This is a genomic window from Phytopseudomonas daroniae (genome assembly GCF_004327275.1).
Classification (GTDB): domain Bacteria; phylum Pseudomonadota; class Gammaproteobacteria; order Pseudomonadales; family Pseudomonadaceae; genus Aquipseudomonas; species Aquipseudomonas daroniae.
Window position 1 is genome coordinate 84,842 of record NZ_QJUJ01000006.1, and the last position, 17,763, is coordinate 102,604.

Consider the following 17,763-nt stretch of genomic DNA (forward strand, 5'->3'; position numbering starts at 1 on the left):
ACTTCTGGCGCAAGCGAGCGCCTAGATGCGCAGTTCCATACCTTCCCTGAGAAATCGCGGGGCGATGTAACGCTCGAAATGCGCCTCGGAGAGCAGGAAGAACTCGCGGTCGATGGCGTCACGCAGGTCAGGCAGTTCCCAGTTGCGAAACTCCGGCAGCAGGGAAATACCGTAGGCGTCCACCTGGGTGATCACCCGGGCGCCACGGGCCAGCAACTGGTAGGCCCAGCAATAGGCGGATTGGTGTGGAACGAAGCGGATCTTTCGCTGCTCCAGCTGTTTGAGCAGAAGCGCCTCGTCGAAAACTTCCAGCTTGGCGGTCATCACCTGTACCAGCAGCATCTCCAGACGCAGCCACACCGCCTGTTTTTCCTCGTCGCTGTAGCCGTTCCAGTTGATCACCTCGTGGTGGAAGCGCTTGCAGCCGCGGCACACGGAATCCCCGAATACCGTGGAGCAAAGGCCTACGCAAGGCGTCTTGATACGTTGATTGGACATGCGTTGCATCGATACACAGGACTATAGAGGGTGCATCTTAGCCCTTTGTCTAATACGGATCACCCCAGAGGGTGATGGGTCTTTCGCTTAACTTTGCTCCAGTTTTCCGCTAGAATCAGCGCGCCTTGCGAAAGGCGCCAATGTCCGTTGGAAGCTGTTTTCAAAGCGTCACGAGCACAGTCGATCCTGCAGGTACGATGTTGGCATGGTCATCCCCCGACCATGCCAACCCCTCATCAAACCCGTCCTGCCGGCGTAAAACTTTGAAAGCAGCTTCCGGATGGAAGCGTTGAAACCATCGCACGCGGCCCATGAGGCTGCGCTGCGGATGTGTTTAACGTGTTCCTGCATGCGTCCCGGACTCCCTATTTGGGATCACTGATGAGGGTAATAACTGTGCTTGAAGCCTACCGCAAACACGTAGCAGAGCGTGCCGCCCAGGGTATCGTGCCCCAGCCGCTAAACGCCGAACAAACCGCTGGTCTCGTCGACCTGCTGAAGAACCCGCCGGCCGGCGAAGAAGAATTCCTCCTCGACCTGATCACCAACCGCGTGCCGCCAGGCGTCGACGAAGCGGCCTATGTAAAAGCCGGTTTCCTCTCCGCCATCGCCAAAGGCGAAGCCACCTCCCCTCTGCTCGACAAGAAGCGCGCGACCGAACTGCTCGGCACCATGCAGGGTGGCTACAACATCGCGACACTGGTCGAGTTGCTGGATGACTCCGACCTGGGCGCCATCGCTGCCGAACAGCTGAAGCACACCCTGCTGATGTTCGACGCCTTCCACGACGTTGCCGAGAAAGCCAAAGCGGGCAATGCTCACGCTCAAGGCGTGCTGCAATCCTGGGCCGATGGTGAGTGGTTCAAGAAACGCCCTACCCTGGCCGAGAAAATCAGCCTGCGCGTTTTCAAGGTAACCGGCGAAACCAACACCGACGACCTGTCGCCCGCTCCCGATGCCTGGTCGCGCCCGGATATCCCGCTGCACGCCCTGGCCATGCTGAAAATGGCCCGCGAAGGCATCGTGCCTGACGAGCAAGGCGCCATCGGCCCGATGAAGCAGATCGCTCAGATGTACGGCGACGGCTTCCCGGTTGCCTACGTCGGTGACGTGGTCGGTACCGGTTCCTCGCGTAAATCCGCCACCAACTCGGTGCTGTGGTTCTTCGGCGACGACATTCCGTACGTGCCAAACAAACGTGCTGGCGGTTTCTGCTTCGGCACCAAGATCGCTCCGATCTTCTACAACACCATGGAAGATGCTGGCGCCCTGCCAATCGAGTTCGACGTGTCGAACATCAACATGGGCGACGTGATCGACGTTTATCCTTATGCCGGCAAAGTCTGCAAGCACGATAGCGACGAAGTGATCACCACCTTCGAACTGAAGACTCCGGTTCTGCTGGACGAAGTTCGCGCTGGCGGCCGTATCCCGCTGATCGTTGGTCGCGGCCTGACCGACAAGGCGCGCGCCGAGCTGGGCCTGGGCCCAACCGACCTGTTCAAACTGCCGGAAGCACCGGTCGACACCGGCAAGGGCTACACCCTGGCGCAGAAGATGGTCGGCAAGGCGTGCGGCCTGCCGGAAGGCAAAGGCGTTCGTCCTGGCACCTACTGCGAACCGAAGATGACCACCGTCGGCTCCCAGGACACCACTGGCCCGATGACCCGCGACGAGCTGAAAGACCTGGCTTGCCTGGGCTTCTCCGCTGACCTGGTGATGCAGTCCTTCTGCCACACCGCGGCCTATCCGAAGCCGATCGACGTCACCACCCACCACACCCTGCCGGATTTCATCCGCACCCGTGGCGGCGTATCGCTGCGTCCTGGCGACGGCATCATCCACAGCTGGCTGAACCGCATGCTGCTGCCGGATACCGTCGGTACCGGTGGTGACTCGCACACCCGCTTCCCGATCGGCATCTCCTTCCCGGCCGGCTCCGGTCTGGTCGCCTTCGCCGCAGCCACCGGCGTCATGCCGCTGGACATGCCGGAGTCGGTTCTGGTGCGCTTCAAGGGCAAGCTGCAACCGGGCATCACCCTGCGTGACCTGGTGCATGCCATCCCTTACTACGGTATCCAGAAAGGCCTGCTGACCGTCGAGAAGAAAGGCAAGATCAACGCCTTCTCCGGCCGCATCCTGGAAATCGAAGGCCTGGACGACCTGACCGTCGAGCAAGCATTCGAGCTGTCCGACGCCTCTGCCGAGCGTTCCGCCGCAGGTTGCACCATCAAGCTGCCGGAAAAAGCCATTGCCGAGTACCTGAAGTCGAACATCACCCTGCTGCGCTGGATGATCAGCGAAGGCTACGGCGATGCGCGCACCATGGAGCGTCGCGCTCAAGCGATGGAAGCCTGGCTGGCCAACCCTGTACTGCTCAGCGCAGACAAGGACGCCGAATACGCCGAGATCGTCGAGATCGACCTGGCCGATATCAAGGAGCCGGTACTCTGCGCACCTAACGACCCGGACGACGCTCGCCTGCTGTCCAGCGTTCAGGGCCAGAAGATCGACGAAGTGTTCATCGGTTCGTGCATGACCAACATCGGTCACTTCCGTGCTGCCGGTAAACTGCTGGACAAGGTCAAAGGGCAGCTGCCAACCCGTCTGTGGCTGTCGCCGCCGACCAAGATGGATGCTCACCAACTGACCGAGGAAGGCTACTACGGCATCTACGGCAAGGCTGGCGCACGCATGGAAATGCCGGGCTGCTCGCTGTGCATGGGTAACCAGGCACGTGTGGAGCCGAACTCGACCGTGGTGTCGACTTCGACCCGTAACTTCCCGAACCGTCTGGGCGATGGCGCCAACGTGTTCCTGGCCTCCGCCGAACTGGCTGCCGTTGCTTCGATCCTGGGCAAGCTGCCAACCGTCGAGGAGTACATGGAGTACGCGGCGAATATCGACAGCATGGCTGCCGATATCTATCGCTACCTGAGCTTCGACCAGATCGCCGAGTTCCGCGAAGCTGCGGCCAGCGCGAACATCCCGGTCGTGCAAGCCTGATGCATCATCGGTAATGAAGGAGCCCCGCTTTATGCGGGGCTTTTTTTATGGTGCATCAGACAGGGCGCACTCATTGCAGTCGCCTGGATTTGAATCGAATATTGCATGGTTCGACAGCCAGGGATTGGTACATCTCTCACAACCTCAACCTCCCGAACCGCCGGGTGCGACCCCGCCTGTGGGGAACACCCTATGGCGGCCGCCCCTTATGCCGAGTTCATGTGTCGTCTTCTCCGGCTTTTTGTACGCCAGGAGGATACCGACAAGGCGTCGACGCTGATTGCATGGTGCTCGCTCACGCATTCCCAGCGAGGGCCGCGCTGAGGTAATACAGGCCGGCCAGTGCAACGCCACCCGACCCGAAGCGCCGCAGTGCCGTCGAAAGGCGTGTTTGCCTGACATTTCCCAGGGACTGGCTATGCGTCACCTTGAGAAGGACGAACAACGGCAGCAACAGCACCTGATGACCGAGTTCGACGCCGAGGCTGAAGCCCAGCAGTGCATACAAGATAGTCTCTTTGGGCATCTGCTGCATAAGGTCGAGCAGGCCGCCGGCGAAACCCAGGCCGTGGAACAAGCCGAAGCAGAAGGCCACGGCCAGCCGGGCACGCCCATGTGTCGAGGCCGGCCAGAAGAGGTTCTGCAGCGCTACGACGACGATGCTGGTGGCGATCAGCGGTTCCACCACCATCGCAGGCAGGTGTACCCAGCCCAGCGCGGCCAGCGTCAAGGTGATCGAATGCGCGAGCGTAAAGGCCGTGACCACCTTCAGCAGTTTCCAGAACGTCGCTGCCGCAAGTGCCAGGGCGCTGGCGAACAACAGGTGGTCGTAGCCGGTGAGGATGTGGTGGACGCCGTGCCAGAAGAAGGTGCCGATCACCGGCTGGCGCTGTTCCATGCCCGCCTCCAATACGGAAGCGCCGCCGACCGTGAAATCCAGCCGGTAGCTGGACTGGTCGGAACTGCGCTGTTGGCCACGGATGTGGACAGCCGGATCGCTCGGCATCAGGGCGTTCACCAGATAGACGACTCTGGCGCTCGGGTGGCGCTGCTCCAGCGTGAGCCGGTAATCGCCATCACTGGATGACAGCTCGGCACGGAGCGCGAACGCGATGTCGCCCAGGCCCCAGCGTATGGCCTCGACCGGCGCATAGGCCGAAGATACCAGTCGCAGTGACAATGGGTGGCCATCAATGTCGAGCGCAAGCTCCCCGGCCACCTGCTCCGCATAGGCCCGCTGCTCGACTTCGGAGAGGACGCCATCGCCGTCCGTGTCGATATCGGCAAGTATCGCACCTGCCACCTCCACGCCTGGCGTCAGACGCAGTTGCAGGACAACGTGATCTCTTTCGACGCTCACCATTGTGGCGTGCAGGTATTCGTCCAGCCGGTGCGCCGGCGCGGACGCGCTCCAGCAGGCGCACAGGAGGAAGGCGAGCAGCGCCCGCCAGGCTTTCGTCATGGCTGGGTGAGTTGCTGGCCGTAGTCGTTGGTGGGATCGCGATAGACCGTGTGGACGTGCATCGTCGGGTCGCCGCCCACGCCCTGGGGCGAGAATTCGATGACCAGCTTCGGCCCCTGGATGCGGTAGTAGGCGCTGCCGTTCCTGCCCGGCTCATGAGTGGTCGGGCCGCTCCAGGCGAACCAGGTGTCGTCCAGCCCGGCGCGGATCTCGGCCATGCGCGGCGCGGCATAGGCGTCGCCCACGATGCCGGCCCATTCGCCGATCAGGTCGAGCAGCAGCGCGCGCTGGCGCTCGTCCATGGCCGATGCCTTCAGGCCCTCGGGCACGATGGTCTCTGCGCTGCTCCCCGGCCCGAGCACCAGGTCGCCCACGCGGTAGTCGAGAATGGCCTGCTGGCGCTGCGGGTCGTCCAGCGCCCCTAGCAGCGCGAACGCCTTGTCGTTTTCCCCGGCGAGCACGCGGACGGTTCTGCCGCCCACCGTATAGACGGACGGCTGGGCGCCGGTGAGGGTCGGCGTGAGCACGCCGCGTGCACCGACGATCACCACGTTGAGGCCAAGGTGGTGGCCACCGAACTGCACCATCCACGGCGCGCTGGCGCTTGGCGTGCCGAAGATGCCGAGGGTGTAGTACGCCGTGCCGGAGGCGTAGTTGGTGCCGCCTTCGGACAGGGCCTGGTCGGAGCCCATGATGTCCAGCACCTTCTGGTAGCCCTGGGGACTGAGCAGCGTTTGCAGCAGGTGCAGCGCCGCCGTGCGCTGGGCGTCGTTCAGGTTGCCGAGCTGCAGGCCGGGGCGTGGCACGTCGCTGACCGGATAGTTGGACCAGACGGCCGCGCCATACTGCTCGCCGACAAAGCCGCCGGCCGGCCCCATGCCGGAACCACCGCCGCCTGCCCCGCCCTCAGGCCGCTGGCCAGGAGGACGCCCCGCTTCTCCTGCACGAGAATCCTGACCACCATTATCCGATTCGTCCGGCTGCGGCTCGCTGCGAGCGAATGTCGCGGTGGTCGCGCTCTTTTGCGGCGTGAAAGGGAATTGCACCTTCGCGCGCTGCTCGGCATCGAGTGCGCTCAGGAAGGCGGCCGTTGCGGTCACCACGACCTGCGTTTGCTCTTGCGCCGTGATCGGCACCACGACGCCAGTGGAAGAGTCGGCCGCCCAGCCCTCGCTGCCGAGGGCCGTACCGGCCAGCATCAGGGCCGATACGATGCATGTCAGTTTGCCCATTCTCGATGCTCCCCTTGAATTACTTGTGCTGCCGGAAGATCCATTCACGGATGGGCTCGATGCTGTAGGCGATACGCCAGGTATTACGGTGCCCGCTTGCACCTGCGGCCGACTGCCCCGGGGGAATGACGGTGCCCTTGGCGAAGGTCACGTAGTTGATCGGGCTTCCCTCGGCGTCAATCTTCTCGAAGGCGGCGCGATATTGATTGGCCGACCAGGTGCCGTCCCAGGTGGCGCGACTGATCCTGGCGCCCTCGTTCTCTAGAACTTCGACGATAGCATTCTGCCCGGGATAGGCCTTGTCGTCGTCCTGCGACACAAGGATCCACAGCTTCTGCCGGGCCAGCGGCTTCACCAGCGCCGGATCCCATTGGCCGGCGACCAGGAAGGACGCGGCAAAAAAATCCGGATACTTGATATCCATCGCGATCGACATCATGCAGCCGCCCGACTGGCCGGTGGTATAGAGGCGCTTGCGGTCGATGCTGTACTGATCCGCCAGCGCCTCGATCAGGTCAATGGTAGTGTCGAGCATGCTGCTGGTCTGCGAGTCGTCGTCGGCGATAATCTCGGCGAACTGCGGCGCCAGCACGAAGCACGGGCGCCTGGCCTGATCCTCGGGGCTGGCCCAGACGATCGCGCCCAGGCCCTGAAACAGAGTCGTTCGCGTCACGTCGCTGGTCGCGCCGGCATCGTGCATGAACAGCACCAGTGGATAGGACTTCGCATCGTCGTAGCCTTTCGGCACGAACAGGTTGTAGCGTAGAGTCTTGCCCGTGTTCGAGTCGTGGAACTCCAGTTGCCGGAAATCGTCGACGACCAGGTTGCGAGCGGCCGTCGTCGCCAACGTGCCTGCACCGGGCGCCACGACCGTGGTCTGGGCGGTCTTGTAGACCGTGTCGTAAGTCGGGATGTCACCCGCGCCGCCGGGGCCGCGCCGGTTCTGGCCATCGGTTTGCCCGCCAGCCTGGCCGTCTTGCGATTGCAGCGTTTCGGCCAGGAGCGCATGGGTGTCCTCGGACGACAGGGTGACGATGACGAAACGGCCAGTATCCGTCCGGCTCGCCGGGTCGGTGGATGTGCTGGCGAAAACGCCAGTGACCGTGCGACCTTCGACCCGGAAGTCGGCGGCAGACAGATCCGCAGTCTTGACCGGTTTGGCGTACTCCACCGCAACAGCGGTCAGGCGAACGCCATCGCCGAACACCTGAGTGATGGCGGTGGCGCTCCTGGCCTGTCCCGCGTCTTGTTTCGCCAGGGCCGGCGCACCAATCGCCAACAGCGCTCCTGCGCTGGCGCCCATGATCAGAAACTCCCGACGTGTCCGCATCTTCATGACTTTCAACTCCCGTCTCCGTGCAGCTGTTTCAGCTTGTCGATGATTGCCTCAGCCGTCGCTTCAGCGGCGCCTCGGGCATTAGGGTGAGCTGGGCGGCTCGTTGGTATAGCGATCGTAGCTTTGTGCATCCGGCATGTACTTGACCGTGCCATCGCCTTTCGTCGCCAGCATAGTAGGCGGATAGGCAGAGTCAGCACGACTCTTCGCGCCGGGTCGGTAGCCGAAACCGGGGCGGCCTGAGTGGTCATTTCCATGTGCGCGCGTTTTATCTTCAGCGTCTGTCCGGATATCGGTTCGAATTTCATGGGCAACACGCACGACAGTTGCCCTAAATTCTGCCACCAGGCCCCTTCCTGACCGCATGCATCATGCCCTGCTCCTCCTTCCTCATTCGCTGGCGTCGGCTCCGCCGCCGAATACCTTGTACAGGGTCACACGGTTGCTGGCTTCGCTCAGGCGAAGGGTGATCAGATCCTGCTGCGCACTATAGAGCGTGCGTTGTGCGGTCAGGGCCTGAAGAGAGCTGTCCACGCCGTTGCGGTAGCGCGCATCGGCCAGGGTATAGCCGCGCCGGGAGGCGACGACCAGGGCACGCTGCGCATCCAGGCGCTCGTCCAGGCGGGCGCGCTCGGCCAGGACATCGGCCACTTCGCCGAAGGCGGTCTGGATCGCCTTCTCGTACTGGGCCACGGCGACATCGGCGGAGAGCTCCGCCGCGTCCAGCGATGCCTGGAGTGCGCCGGCCTGAAAGATCGGCACGCTGACGGTGGGAATGAACGACCAGGTTCGCGTGCCGGCATCGAACAGGTTCGACAGGGCGCTGCTGCCGACGCCCACTGTCGTGGTCAGCGAGATGGTTGGAAAGAAGGCCGCGCGTGCGGCGCCGATATCGGCATGGGCGGCTTTCAGTACATACTCGGCATACAACACGTCGGGGCGCTGCAGCAGCACCTGCGAGGAGAGGTCGGCGGGCAGCGGAGCTAGTACCACTGCGGCTTCGGCATCGTCGGTGTCAGGCAGAAGGCTGTCGGGGACGGGGGCGCCCACGACCAGCTCGAGCGCATGGCGTGCCTGCTCCAACGCAGTGGCGTAGGTGGCAACGTCGGCCCGTGCGCTTTCCACGCTGCCCTGGATGGAAGCCAGATCCACGCCGGAGGCCGCGCCCTCGCCATGCAGGAGCTCGGTGAGCTGCAGCGTCCTGCGCTGGCTCTCCAGGGTCTGCTGTGCCAGGGCTACGCGCTGGCGGTAGGCGCCCACGCTCAGCCAGTCGCTGGCGACCTCGGCCAGCAGGCTCATGCGTGTGTTGCGCTGGGTTTCGGCAGTGGCCAGGAAGGTCTGCGCGGCCTCGTCCTGCAGACTGCGGATGCGCCCGAACAGATCCAGTTCCCAACTGCTGAAGCCGACCGTGGCCGAGGCGCTGCGACTCACTGCCGCGACTCCGCTGCTGCTGGCGGCCGCACTGCTGCGTGCGGCCGTCCGGCTGAGCGTCGCGTCCACCGACGGCAGCAGGTCGGCGCTCTGGATGCGGTACTGCGCGCGCGCCTTCTCGATGTTGAGCAGCGCCACGCGCAGATCGCGGTTGCTCTGCAGCGCCTGGGCGATCACCTGGCGCAGGCGCTCGTCCAGAAACACCTGGCGCCAGTCGAGTTCCGCCACCGGCATCGCGTCCGCAGCGGCCGACGGGACGTCGCGGAACTGCGCCGGCACCGGTGCGGCGGGCTGTACGTAAGACGGCGCCATGCTGGCGCAGCCGGCCAGCGCGGCGGCGCAGAGAACGGCCAACGCCAGGCGAACCGGGCGCGGGGAACGCCGGGTAACGGACGGCCTGGTCATTCATTCACCTCCGTCGGCGCCGCGGGCTGGCTCTTGCGGCCGGGAAACAGGCTGCGCACGATCACGTAGAACAGCGGCACGAAGAAGATGCCCAGCACGGTCGAGGCCAGGGTGCCGCCGAACACGCCGGTACCCAGCGAGTGGCGCCCAGCGGAGCCGGCGCCGCTGCTGACCATCAGGGGCAGCACGCCGAGCAGGAAGGCCATCGAGGTCATCAGGATCGGCCGTAGGCGCAGGCGCGCAGCCTCCAGTACAGCCTCGACCAGTGGCTTGCCCCGCTCCTCCAGTTCCTTGGCGAACTCGACGATAAGGATGCCGTTCTTGGCCGCCAGACCGACCGTAGCGAGCAGGCCCACCTGGAAATACACGTCATTGCTGAGTCCGCGCAGCGAAGTCAGCAGCAGCGCGCCGCCGACACCGATAGGCACGGCCAGCATCACCGAGAACGGGATCGACCAGCTCTCGTACAGCGCCGCCAGACAGAGGAACACGAACAACAGCGACACCGCGTACAGCAAAGGAGCCTGCGCCCCGGCCTGCTGCTCCTGGAAGGACAGGCCCGACCACGCATAACCGAAGCCGCCCGGCAGTTGCTGCACCAGCCTGACTATCTCAGCCATCGCCGTGCCCGAGCTGACGCCCTGGGCCGGTTGGCCACTGATCTCCATGGCGGCGATGCCGTTGAAGCGCGCCAGCGATGCCGGCGCGTAGCTCCAGCCGCTGCTGGCGAAGGCCGAGAATGGCACCATTGCATCGTCGCTGTTGCGCACCGTCCAGCGGTAGACATCCTGCGGCAGCATCCGCGCCTGCTCCTGGCCCTGCACATAAACCTTCTTGATCCGGCCGCGGTCGACGAAGTCGTTGACGTAGGTGGCCCCGAACGCCGTGGACAGGGTGGCATTGATGTCGCTCTGGGTCAGTTTCAGCGCGCCGGCCTTGGCATCGTCGATCTTGATGTCGAAGGTCGGCGCATCCTCCAGGTTGGCATAACGCACCGCGCTCAGCGACGGCTCCTGCGCGGCCAGCGCCAGCAGCTTCTGGCGCGCGTCCACCAGGGCTTCGTGGCCGGCGCCAGCGAAATCCTGCAGCTCCAGGGTGAAGCCGGTGGCCTGGCCCAGCCCCGGAATGCCCGAGGGCGCGAAGGCGTAGATCTGTGCATCGGGAAAGCGCCCGAGCATCGCCTCGCTGATGCGCACGCCGATATCGGTGGCACTGGCCTCGCGCTCGCTCCAGTCCTTGAGCCGGATGAAGGCCATGCCGGCATTCTGGCCGCTGGTGCCCTGGCTGAAGCCGGCGACCGCCATGACCGTCTCGACCTCCGGCTGCCCGCGCACGTAGTCCGAGACCTCGGCGATCACCTGCTGCGTCTTCTCCTTGGTCGCGCCTGGCGGCATCTTCAGTTGCACCATCAGCGTGCCTTGATCCTCCTCGGGCAGGAAAGAGGTCGGCAATTGCCAGAACTGCAGGCCCAGCACCGCCAGCAGCACCAGATAGACCGCCACGCCCGCGCGGCGGTGGCCAACGACGCGCGCCACGCCGCGTTGGTAGCGCTCGGCGCCCTGATCGAAGCGGGTATTGAACCCTGCGAAGAAGCGACCGAGCGGCCCGCGCCGGGTAACCTGCCCGGGTGTCAGCAGCGTGGCGCACAGCGCTGGCGTCAGGGTCATGGCCACGAGTACCGAAAGGATCATCGCCGAGGCGATGGTCACCGAGAACTGGCGGTAGATCACCCCGGTGGAACCACTGAAAAACGCCATGGGCAGGAACACCGCCGTCAGCACCAGGGCGATGCCGACCAGCGCGCCGGTGATCTGGCCCATCGACTTGCGCGTGGCCTCGCGCGGCGGCAGGCCTTCCTCGCGCATCACCCGCTCGACGTTCTCCACCACCACGATCGCATCGTCCACCAGCAGGCCGATCGCCAGTACCATGCCGAACATGGTCAGGGTGTTGATCGAGTAGCCCAGCAGCGCCAGCACGCCGAAGGTGCCCATCAGTACCACCGGCACGGCAATCGCCGGGATCAGCGTCACCCGCCAGTTCTGCAGGAACAGGTACATGATCACCAGCACCAGCACGACGGCTTCGACCAGGGTCTTGACCACCTCCTCGATGGAGATCTTCACGAACGGCGTGGTGCTGGAGGCCACGTGGTAGCTGATTCCCTCGGGGAAGTAGGACTGCAACTCCTGGAGCCTGGCCTCTACGGCCTCCGACACCTGCATGGCGTTGGCGCCGCTGGCCAGCTCGATGCCGATGCCCGCGGCCGGCTTGCCGTTGAACGTGCTGGTCATCGCGTAGTCCTCGCTACCCAGCTCGACGCGGGCGACGTCGGACAGGCGCACCACCGCGCCGTCGCTGTCGGACTTGACGACGATCGCCTTGAACTGCTCCGGCGTCTGCAGTCGGCTGCGCGAGCTGATGGTCGCGTTCAGCGCCTGGCCCTGCGTCGCCGGTAACGCGCCGAGCTGCCCGGAAGACACGTCGGCGTTCTGCGCCGTGATCGCAGCCGTCACGTCGGAGGGCATCAGCGAATAGGTGCGCAGTTTCTCCGGATCGAGCCAGACACGCATCGAATACTGCGAGCCCATCACCTGCACCCGGCCAACGCCGGTGACGCGGCTGATCGGATCCTGGAGGGTGGACACCATGAAGTCGGCAATGTCGGTGCCGCTCAATCTGCCGTCGTCGGAGGTGAAGGCGAGCACCTCGAAGAAACTGCCGCCCACCGACTTGCTCACCGTGAGGCCCGTGCTTTTGACCACATCGGGCAGCATCGCCTCGGCCTGCTGCAACTTGTTCTGCACCTGCATCTGCGCCACGTCCGGGTCGGTGCCGGCCTTGAACGTCAGTTGCACCTGCGCGCTACCGGCCGCGTTGCTGCTGGCGGACATGTACATCAGATTGTCCAGCCCGCTCATCTGCTGCTCGATGACCTGGGTGACCGAGTTCTCCACGGTCTGCGCCGAGGCACCAGTGTAAGTGGCGCGGATCGAGATCGTCGGCGGCGCGATGTTCGGGTACTGCTCCACCGCCAGGTTGAACACCGCCAGCGTACCGGCCAGGGTGATGACGATGGCGATGACCCAGGCGAAGATGGGGCGGTCGATGAAAAAGCGTGACATAGCGCCTCCTTAGCTCGGCTGATCGGTTGTCGGGAGAGGCACTCCAGTAATATCCGGCGCCGGGGCCGCCACCTCGTGCGTCTTCACTGCCTGACCCGCCTGTACCTTGCTGCCACCTTCGACCACCAGTTGCTCGCCGGGCTGCAGGCCTGCGCTGATGATCCACTGATCCTTCTGCGCATCACCGGTCTGCACCGTGCGTTCGACCAGCCTGCCGTCGTCGCCGACCAGCTTGACCGTCGCCTCGCCCCTGGTATTGCGGCCGACCGCGCTCTGCGGCACCAGGATCGCCTTGTCGTTGATCGCCACCGGCAGGATGGCGCGCACATAGGCGCCCGGCAGCAGCAGGCGATCCGGGTTGGGAATCAGCGCACGCGACACGACGTTGCCGGTGCCGGTATCCACCGAGGTGCCAACGAATTCCAGCGTGCCGCTGTGCTCGTAGAGGCTGCCATCCTCCAGCTGGATCTGCACCGGCACCTTGCCGTCCAGCGAGGTGAGCGCGCCGCTGTCGAGCTGCTTGCGCAGCGCCAGCAGCTCGGCGCTGGACTGGGTGACGTCGACGTAGATCGGGTCGAGTTGCTGGATCGTGGCCAGCGCCGTGGTCTGGCCAGCCGTCACCAGCGCGCCGGGCGTATAGACCGAGGCGCCGATGCGGCCGTCGATCGGCGCGCTGACGCGGGTGTAGTCGAGGTTGATCCTGGCCGTCTGCAGCGCGGCCTGCGCCACCATCACCGCCGCCTCGTTCTGGCGCAGCGTCGCGACGGCCTCCTCGAGATCCTGCTGGCTCACCGCGTCCAGCTTGGCCAGGTTGGCGTAGCGCTGCGCCTTGGGCCGCGCCGACAGCACCGCCGCCTGTGCCTGGGCCAGGGCGCCCTTGGCGTTGTCGTAGGCGGCCTGGTAGGTCGCCGGGTCGATCTGGTACAGGATCTGTCCGGCCTTCACGTCCTGGCCTTCGGTGAACAGGCGCTGCTGGATGATGCCGCCGACCTGAGGCCGCACATCCGAGACCATGTGGGCCACCGTGCGTCCGGGCAGGGTCTGATGCATGGCCAGCCGCTGTGCACGCACCGTCCAGACTCCGACTTCCGGCGTCGATGCAACCGATACCGGTTCGGGCGAACAGGCAGCCAGCAGCAGTATCACCGGCAGAAAACACAGGTGCTTAAACAGTGGACGAGGGATCGGAAAGAGCATGCGCAATATCCTCGCAATCGCGGGAAACAGATAATGAGCGGCATGCTGGAGGAGGAATGTGCAGCGAATATGGAGTTTGCGATCCAGTCGCAACTCTTCCTTGTTCCCCGGCCTGGCAGCATGGTCGAATACGGCTTTGCGCCCCTACTCTGGCCACCCACCCTATGAAAATCGGCATTACCGCCAAACTCTTCCTCGCCGTGATCGCCTCCTGCGCCATCGTACTGCTGGTCAATGGCGTTGCGGCGCACGTCAGTTTCCAACGCGGCTTTCTCGGCTATCTCAACGAGCAGGGCATGGAGCGCATGGAGACGGTGCTGCCGCGCCTGGAAGATACCTATCGTCAGCACGGCAGTTGGGACTTCCTGCGTGGCGACCTGGAGGCCTGGTTCGCGCTGATGCGGCCCGCCCCCGATCCGGCACGGGCGCTGACCGGCCCGCCGGTGTCCGACCAGACTGGCGCCGTGCCGCGCTTCGCGCTGCTCGACCCTACCTACGCCCGGGTCGTTGGCAACCCGGGCGCCGACCGGGAATCGCTGTTGCGGCCGGTCGTCGTCGACGGGGAAACGGTGGGCTGGATGGCGATGGTACCGTTCCAGAAGGCCGTCGCCGCCGGCGACGTGCGCTTCTACGAAGCCCAGTTGTACACTTGGTGGCTGATCGCGGCCTTGTCGGTCGTCGTGGCGGCCCTGCTCGCCGGCCTGCTGTCGCGCATGCTGCTGCGCCGCGTGCATGGCCTGGCCTCGGCAACGCACCGCCTGGCGGCCGGCGACTACGCGATACGGGTGGATGCCGGCACCCGCGACGAGCTCGGCGGGCTGGCGCGCGATTTCAACCAGTTGGCGCAGGCGCTGGAGCACAACGAGCGCACGCGGCGCCATTTCATGGCCGACATCTCGCACGAACTGCGCACCCCGCTGGCCGTGATGCGCGCCGAACTCGAAGCGGTCCAGGACGGCATCCGGCCCATGGCGCCGGCGTCGCTGCAGCCGCTGGGCCAGCAGATCCTCCAGCTCGGCAAGCTCATCGACGATCTGCACGACCTGTCGCTGACCGACGTGGCCGCCCTCACTTACCGGCATGAGCCGCTCGATCTGGCGACCCTGCTGGAGGCGATGCTGGCGACGCTGGAGCCGCGCTTCGCCGGTGCCGGGCTGCAGCTGCACCGACGCATGGCCGCTGGCGCGTACCCGGTCCACGGCGACGAACGGCGGCTGCAGCAGCTGTTCGGCAACCTGCTCGAGAATACCCTGCGCTACACCGATCGCGGCGGCATCGTCGAAGTCGGCTGCGAACGGCGCAACGGCCGCTTCCTCGTCACCTTCGACGACAGCCCGCCGGCGGTGGACGCGGACAAGCTGCCGCGCCTGTTCGAGCGCTTCTACCGCACCGAGGCATCGCGCAACCGCGAAAGCGGCGGCAGCGGCCTCGGCCTGGCGATCTGCCGCAACATCGCGCAGGCGCACGACGGCAGCATCCGCGCCGACGCCTCGCCGCTCGGCGGCCTGCGCATCACGGTCGATCTGCCGGAGGCCGCATGACGGCCGCGCCGCCAGGAGGGCGGATTCTCATCGTGGAGGACGAGCCACGGCTCTCGGCGGTGCTGCGCGACTACCTGCAGGCGGCCGGCTACAGCTGCCAGCAGGTCTTCGATGGCGCCGATGCCGTGCCGGCCTTCCGGCAGCGGCAGCCCGACCTGGTGATCCTCGACCTGATGCTGCCGAACCGCGACGGCATCGACATCTGCCGCGAACTGCGCACGCTGTCCGACGTGCCGGTGATCATGGTCACGGCCCGGGTCGAGGAGATCGACCGCCTGCTCGGCCTCGAACTGGGCGCCGACGACTACGTCTGCAAACCCTTCAGCCCGCGAGAAGTCGTCGCACGCGTGCACAGCGTACTGCGGCGTCACCGCCACGTGCCCGGAGCCGTCGAGTCCGCACGGGGATTGTCTATCGACAATGCTGCCTGCCGAGCGTGCCTGCACGGGCACGATCTCGGGCTCACGCTGGTCGAGTTCCGCCTGCTGCGCACCCTGGCGGCGCAGCCCGGCCGGGTCTATTCACGCGATCATTTGATGAACCAACTCTACGACGATCACCGCATCATCACGGATCGAACCATCGATAGCCACGTGAAGAACCTGCGTCGCAAACTCGGCGACGTCGGGGAAGAGTGGATCAGGTCAGTCTATGGTGTCGGCTACCGTTTCGAGACATGACCGGTAAGGGTCTCGCCATGCGTGCATGGCCCGGGATCGGGACGACGGCATTGAGCAGCCCCTCATAAGGCGCCTCATGCAGGGTACAGATCGCTCAGCGTGACGACACCCAGAGTACGCAGCGAATATCGACAGCATGGCTGCCATCTACCGCTACCTGAGCTTCGACCAGATCGCCGAGTTCCGCGAAGCTGCGGCCAGCGCGAACATCCCGGTCGTTCAGGCTTAAGGCTTCACCCGCGTTGAAAAGCCCCGTCTGGTGCAGGACTTTTTTATGGCCGGCCATCCCTGACGGCCACCCTAGGGGCGTCGCAGAGAGGCTGAAAATCGCTCCCGGCGATTGCCCCATGCGCCTGATTCTTTCAGTGGCAAGTTTCCAGGAAACTGTACCGGATACAGCTGTGCTGGCGAGCCCACTGTAGAGGGAAAGCACCTGCGGGCTGTATCTGCCTGCGCACCACTCAGCTCGGTTAGGGTTACGCATTGATTCACCTTACCGAGAACAGCTCATGCACACGGATGAACGCGCTTTACTGGCCGACGCGGATCGCCGCGCCATCGCCTATCACGATTCGATCAGCCTGCGACGGGTGTATCCCGACGATAACGCTATCGCAGCGCTGGATAGCTTCGATCAGCCGCTGCCAGAAGTGGGGCATGCTGACGAACACGTATTGCAGCGACTCGATGAGCTCGGCTCGCCAGCGACCGTCACCAGCAATGGCTCGCGTTATTTCGGTTTCGTGATCGGCGCCACCCTGCCCGCAGCCGCAGCCGCCGAGCGAATGGTGCTGGCGTGGGATCAATGCGCCTCGTCCTTCGATAACTCCCCTGTTGCCGACAAGCTGGAAAAGGTCGCTGGCCGCTGGGTCTGCGAGGCACTCGGCCTACCAACCGACAGCGCCGTCGGCTTCGGCACCAGCGCGACGGCCTGCACCCTGGCCTGCCTGTCTGCAGCGCGCCGCCAGTTGCTGGCCAGGCTGGGCTGGGATTTCGATCAGGATGGCTTGATCGGCGCCCCGGAGATCCGCGTGGTGATATCGGAAACCGCCCACATCACCGTGAAAAAGGCTTTGCGCGTTCTCGGCTTCGGCATGCGCCGCCTGCAACTGGCACCGGTCGACGAACAAGGCCGAATCGACCCGGCCAGGCTGCCCGAACTGGATGACCGCACCCTGCTGATTCTCCAGGCTGGCGAGGTCAACACGGGCGAATTCGACCGCTTCGCCGAACTGATTCCTCGTGCCAGGGCCGCGGGTGCCTGGGTGCATGTCGACGGCGCCTTCGGCCTGTGGGCACGAGCCTCTTCATCGGCGGAGCTGACTGACGGCATCGAACAAGCGGACAGCTGGACGACCGACGGCCACAAGTGGCTGAACACCCCCTATGACAGCGCCATGGCCATCTGTCGCGATGGCGATGTCCTGGCCGCCGCGATGAACAGCGATGCAGACTACGCCATGGCTTCGAAAGAGGCACAGAAGAACCTGACGCTGGAGTTCTCCAGGCGTGGCGATCTGGGCGGCGCTGGCCAGCCTGGGCCGCAATGGCCTGCATGAGCTGATCGACCGACATATTCGCCAGGCTGGATACCTGGCCGAGGCACTACGCACAGGCGGCTATCAGGTGCTCAACCGGGTACGCCTCAATCAGGTACTGGTACGCGCCGACTCCGACGAAGAAACCGCCGCGATCCTAGAAACGGCGCAAGCGTCAGGCGAAGTCTGGTTCGGCGCGACCATCTGGCAGGGCCGCCCGGCCTTTCGCCTGAGCGTCAGTTCCTGGCGCACCACGGATGGCGATATCGAAACCCTCATCGCCCTCCTGTTGCGCCTGAAAAATGCCTGAGC

Annotated in this window: 12 protein-coding genes; 5 read left to right on the forward strand and 7 right to left on the reverse strand. The window is 64.9% G+C overall.

The annotated features are described in order from the left end of the window. Positions 1 to 21 precede the first annotated feature (21 nt). Positions 22 to 498 (reverse strand): DUF1289 domain-containing protein, encoded by a 477-nt coding sequence (locus DNK10_RS15595; RefSeq protein ID WP_131192190.1) that lies wholly within the window; start codon positions 496 to 498, stop codon positions 22 to 24. Between the two features lie 381 nt (positions 499 to 879). On the opposite strand from DNK10_RS15595, the gene acnB reads away from it, so the two are divergent. Then, positions 880 to 3,504 carry a bifunctional aconitate hydratase 2/2-methylisocitrate dehydratase gene (gene acnB, locus DNK10_RS15600; RefSeq protein WP_425273859.1) on the forward strand — a complete coding sequence of 875 codons (2,625 nt, stop codon included), beginning with the start codon at positions 880 to 882 and terminating at the stop codon, positions 3,502 to 3,504. Between the two features lie 295 nt (positions 3,505 to 3,799). Here the strand turns inward: acnB and DNK10_RS15605 are convergent, their stop codons facing one another. The 6 genes from DNK10_RS15605 to DNK10_RS15630 form a co-directional block, all read right to left on the reverse strand. Then, positions 3,800 to 4,966 (reverse strand): HupE/UreJ family protein, encoded by a 1,167-nt coding sequence (locus tag DNK10_RS15605; RefSeq protein WP_131192191.1) that lies wholly within the window; start codon positions 4,964 to 4,966, stop codon positions 3,800 to 3,802. Beyond that, positions 4,963 to 6,198: a DUF3500 domain-containing protein gene (locus DNK10_RS15610; protein WP_131192192.1), complete on the reverse strand. Its 1,236-nt coding sequence runs from the start codon at positions 6,196 to 6,198 to the stop codon at positions 4,963 to 4,965. The genes DNK10_RS15605 and DNK10_RS15610 overlap by 4 nt, the downstream gene beginning before the upstream one ends. A 19-nt stretch (positions 6,199 to 6,217) precedes the next feature. Next, a complete protein-coding gene (locus DNK10_RS15615; protein ID WP_208738829.1) occupies positions 6,218 to 7,534 on the reverse strand; it encodes a carboxylesterase family protein in 1,317 nt (438 codons plus the stop codon). A gap of 390 nt (positions 7,535 to 7,924) precedes the next feature. Further along, positions 7,925 to 9,370, reverse strand: a complete 1,446-nt coding sequence (locus DNK10_RS15620; RefSeq protein ID WP_131192193.1) for an efflux transporter outer membrane subunit — start codon at positions 9,368 to 9,370, stop codon at positions 7,925 to 7,927. After that, the gene (locus tag DNK10_RS15625; RefSeq protein ID WP_131192194.1) at positions 9,367 to 12,495 is read right to left on the reverse strand and encodes an efflux RND transporter permease subunit; all 3,129 of its coding nucleotides are present in this window, start codon (positions 12,493 to 12,495) and stop codon (positions 9,367 to 9,369) included. Before DNK10_RS15625 ends, DNK10_RS15620 begins: the two co-directional genes overlap by 4 nt. 9 nt (positions 12,496 to 12,504) lie before the next feature. Beyond that, positions 12,505 to 13,692, reverse strand: coding sequence for an efflux RND transporter periplasmic adaptor subunit (locus tag DNK10_RS15630; protein WP_131192195.1), 1,188 nt, complete (start codon positions 13,690 to 13,692; stop codon positions 12,505 to 12,507). 164 nt (positions 13,693 to 13,856) lie between these two features. On the opposite strand from DNK10_RS15630, the gene baeS reads away from it, so the two are divergent. From baeS to DNK10_RS26185, 4 genes are all read left to right on the forward strand, one after another. Then, the gene (baeS, locus tag DNK10_RS15635; protein WP_131192196.1) at positions 13,857 to 15,233 is read left to right on the forward strand and encodes a sensor histidine kinase efflux regulator BaeS; all 1,377 of its coding nucleotides are present in this window, start codon (positions 13,857 to 13,859) and stop codon (positions 15,231 to 15,233) included. Beyond that, positions 15,230 to 15,913, forward strand: coding sequence for a response regulator (locus tag DNK10_RS15640; RefSeq protein WP_131192197.1), 684 nt, complete (start codon positions 15,230 to 15,232; stop codon positions 15,911 to 15,913). Before baeS ends, DNK10_RS15640 begins: the two co-directional genes overlap by 4 nt. Before the next feature lie 509 nt (positions 15,914 to 16,422). Continuing rightward, positions 16,423 to 17,472, forward strand: a complete 1,050-nt coding sequence (locus DNK10_RS15645) for a pyridoxal phosphate-dependent decarboxylase family protein (RefSeq protein WP_244216266.1) — start codon at positions 16,423 to 16,425, stop codon at positions 17,470 to 17,472. Beyond that, entirely contained in the window at positions 17,423 to 17,761 is a 339-nt protein-coding gene (locus DNK10_RS26185) for a hypothetical protein (RefSeq protein ID WP_244216267.1), read from the forward strand. Before DNK10_RS15645 ends, DNK10_RS26185 begins: the two co-directional genes overlap by 50 nt. Positions 17,762 to 17,763: the final 2 nt, after the last annotated feature.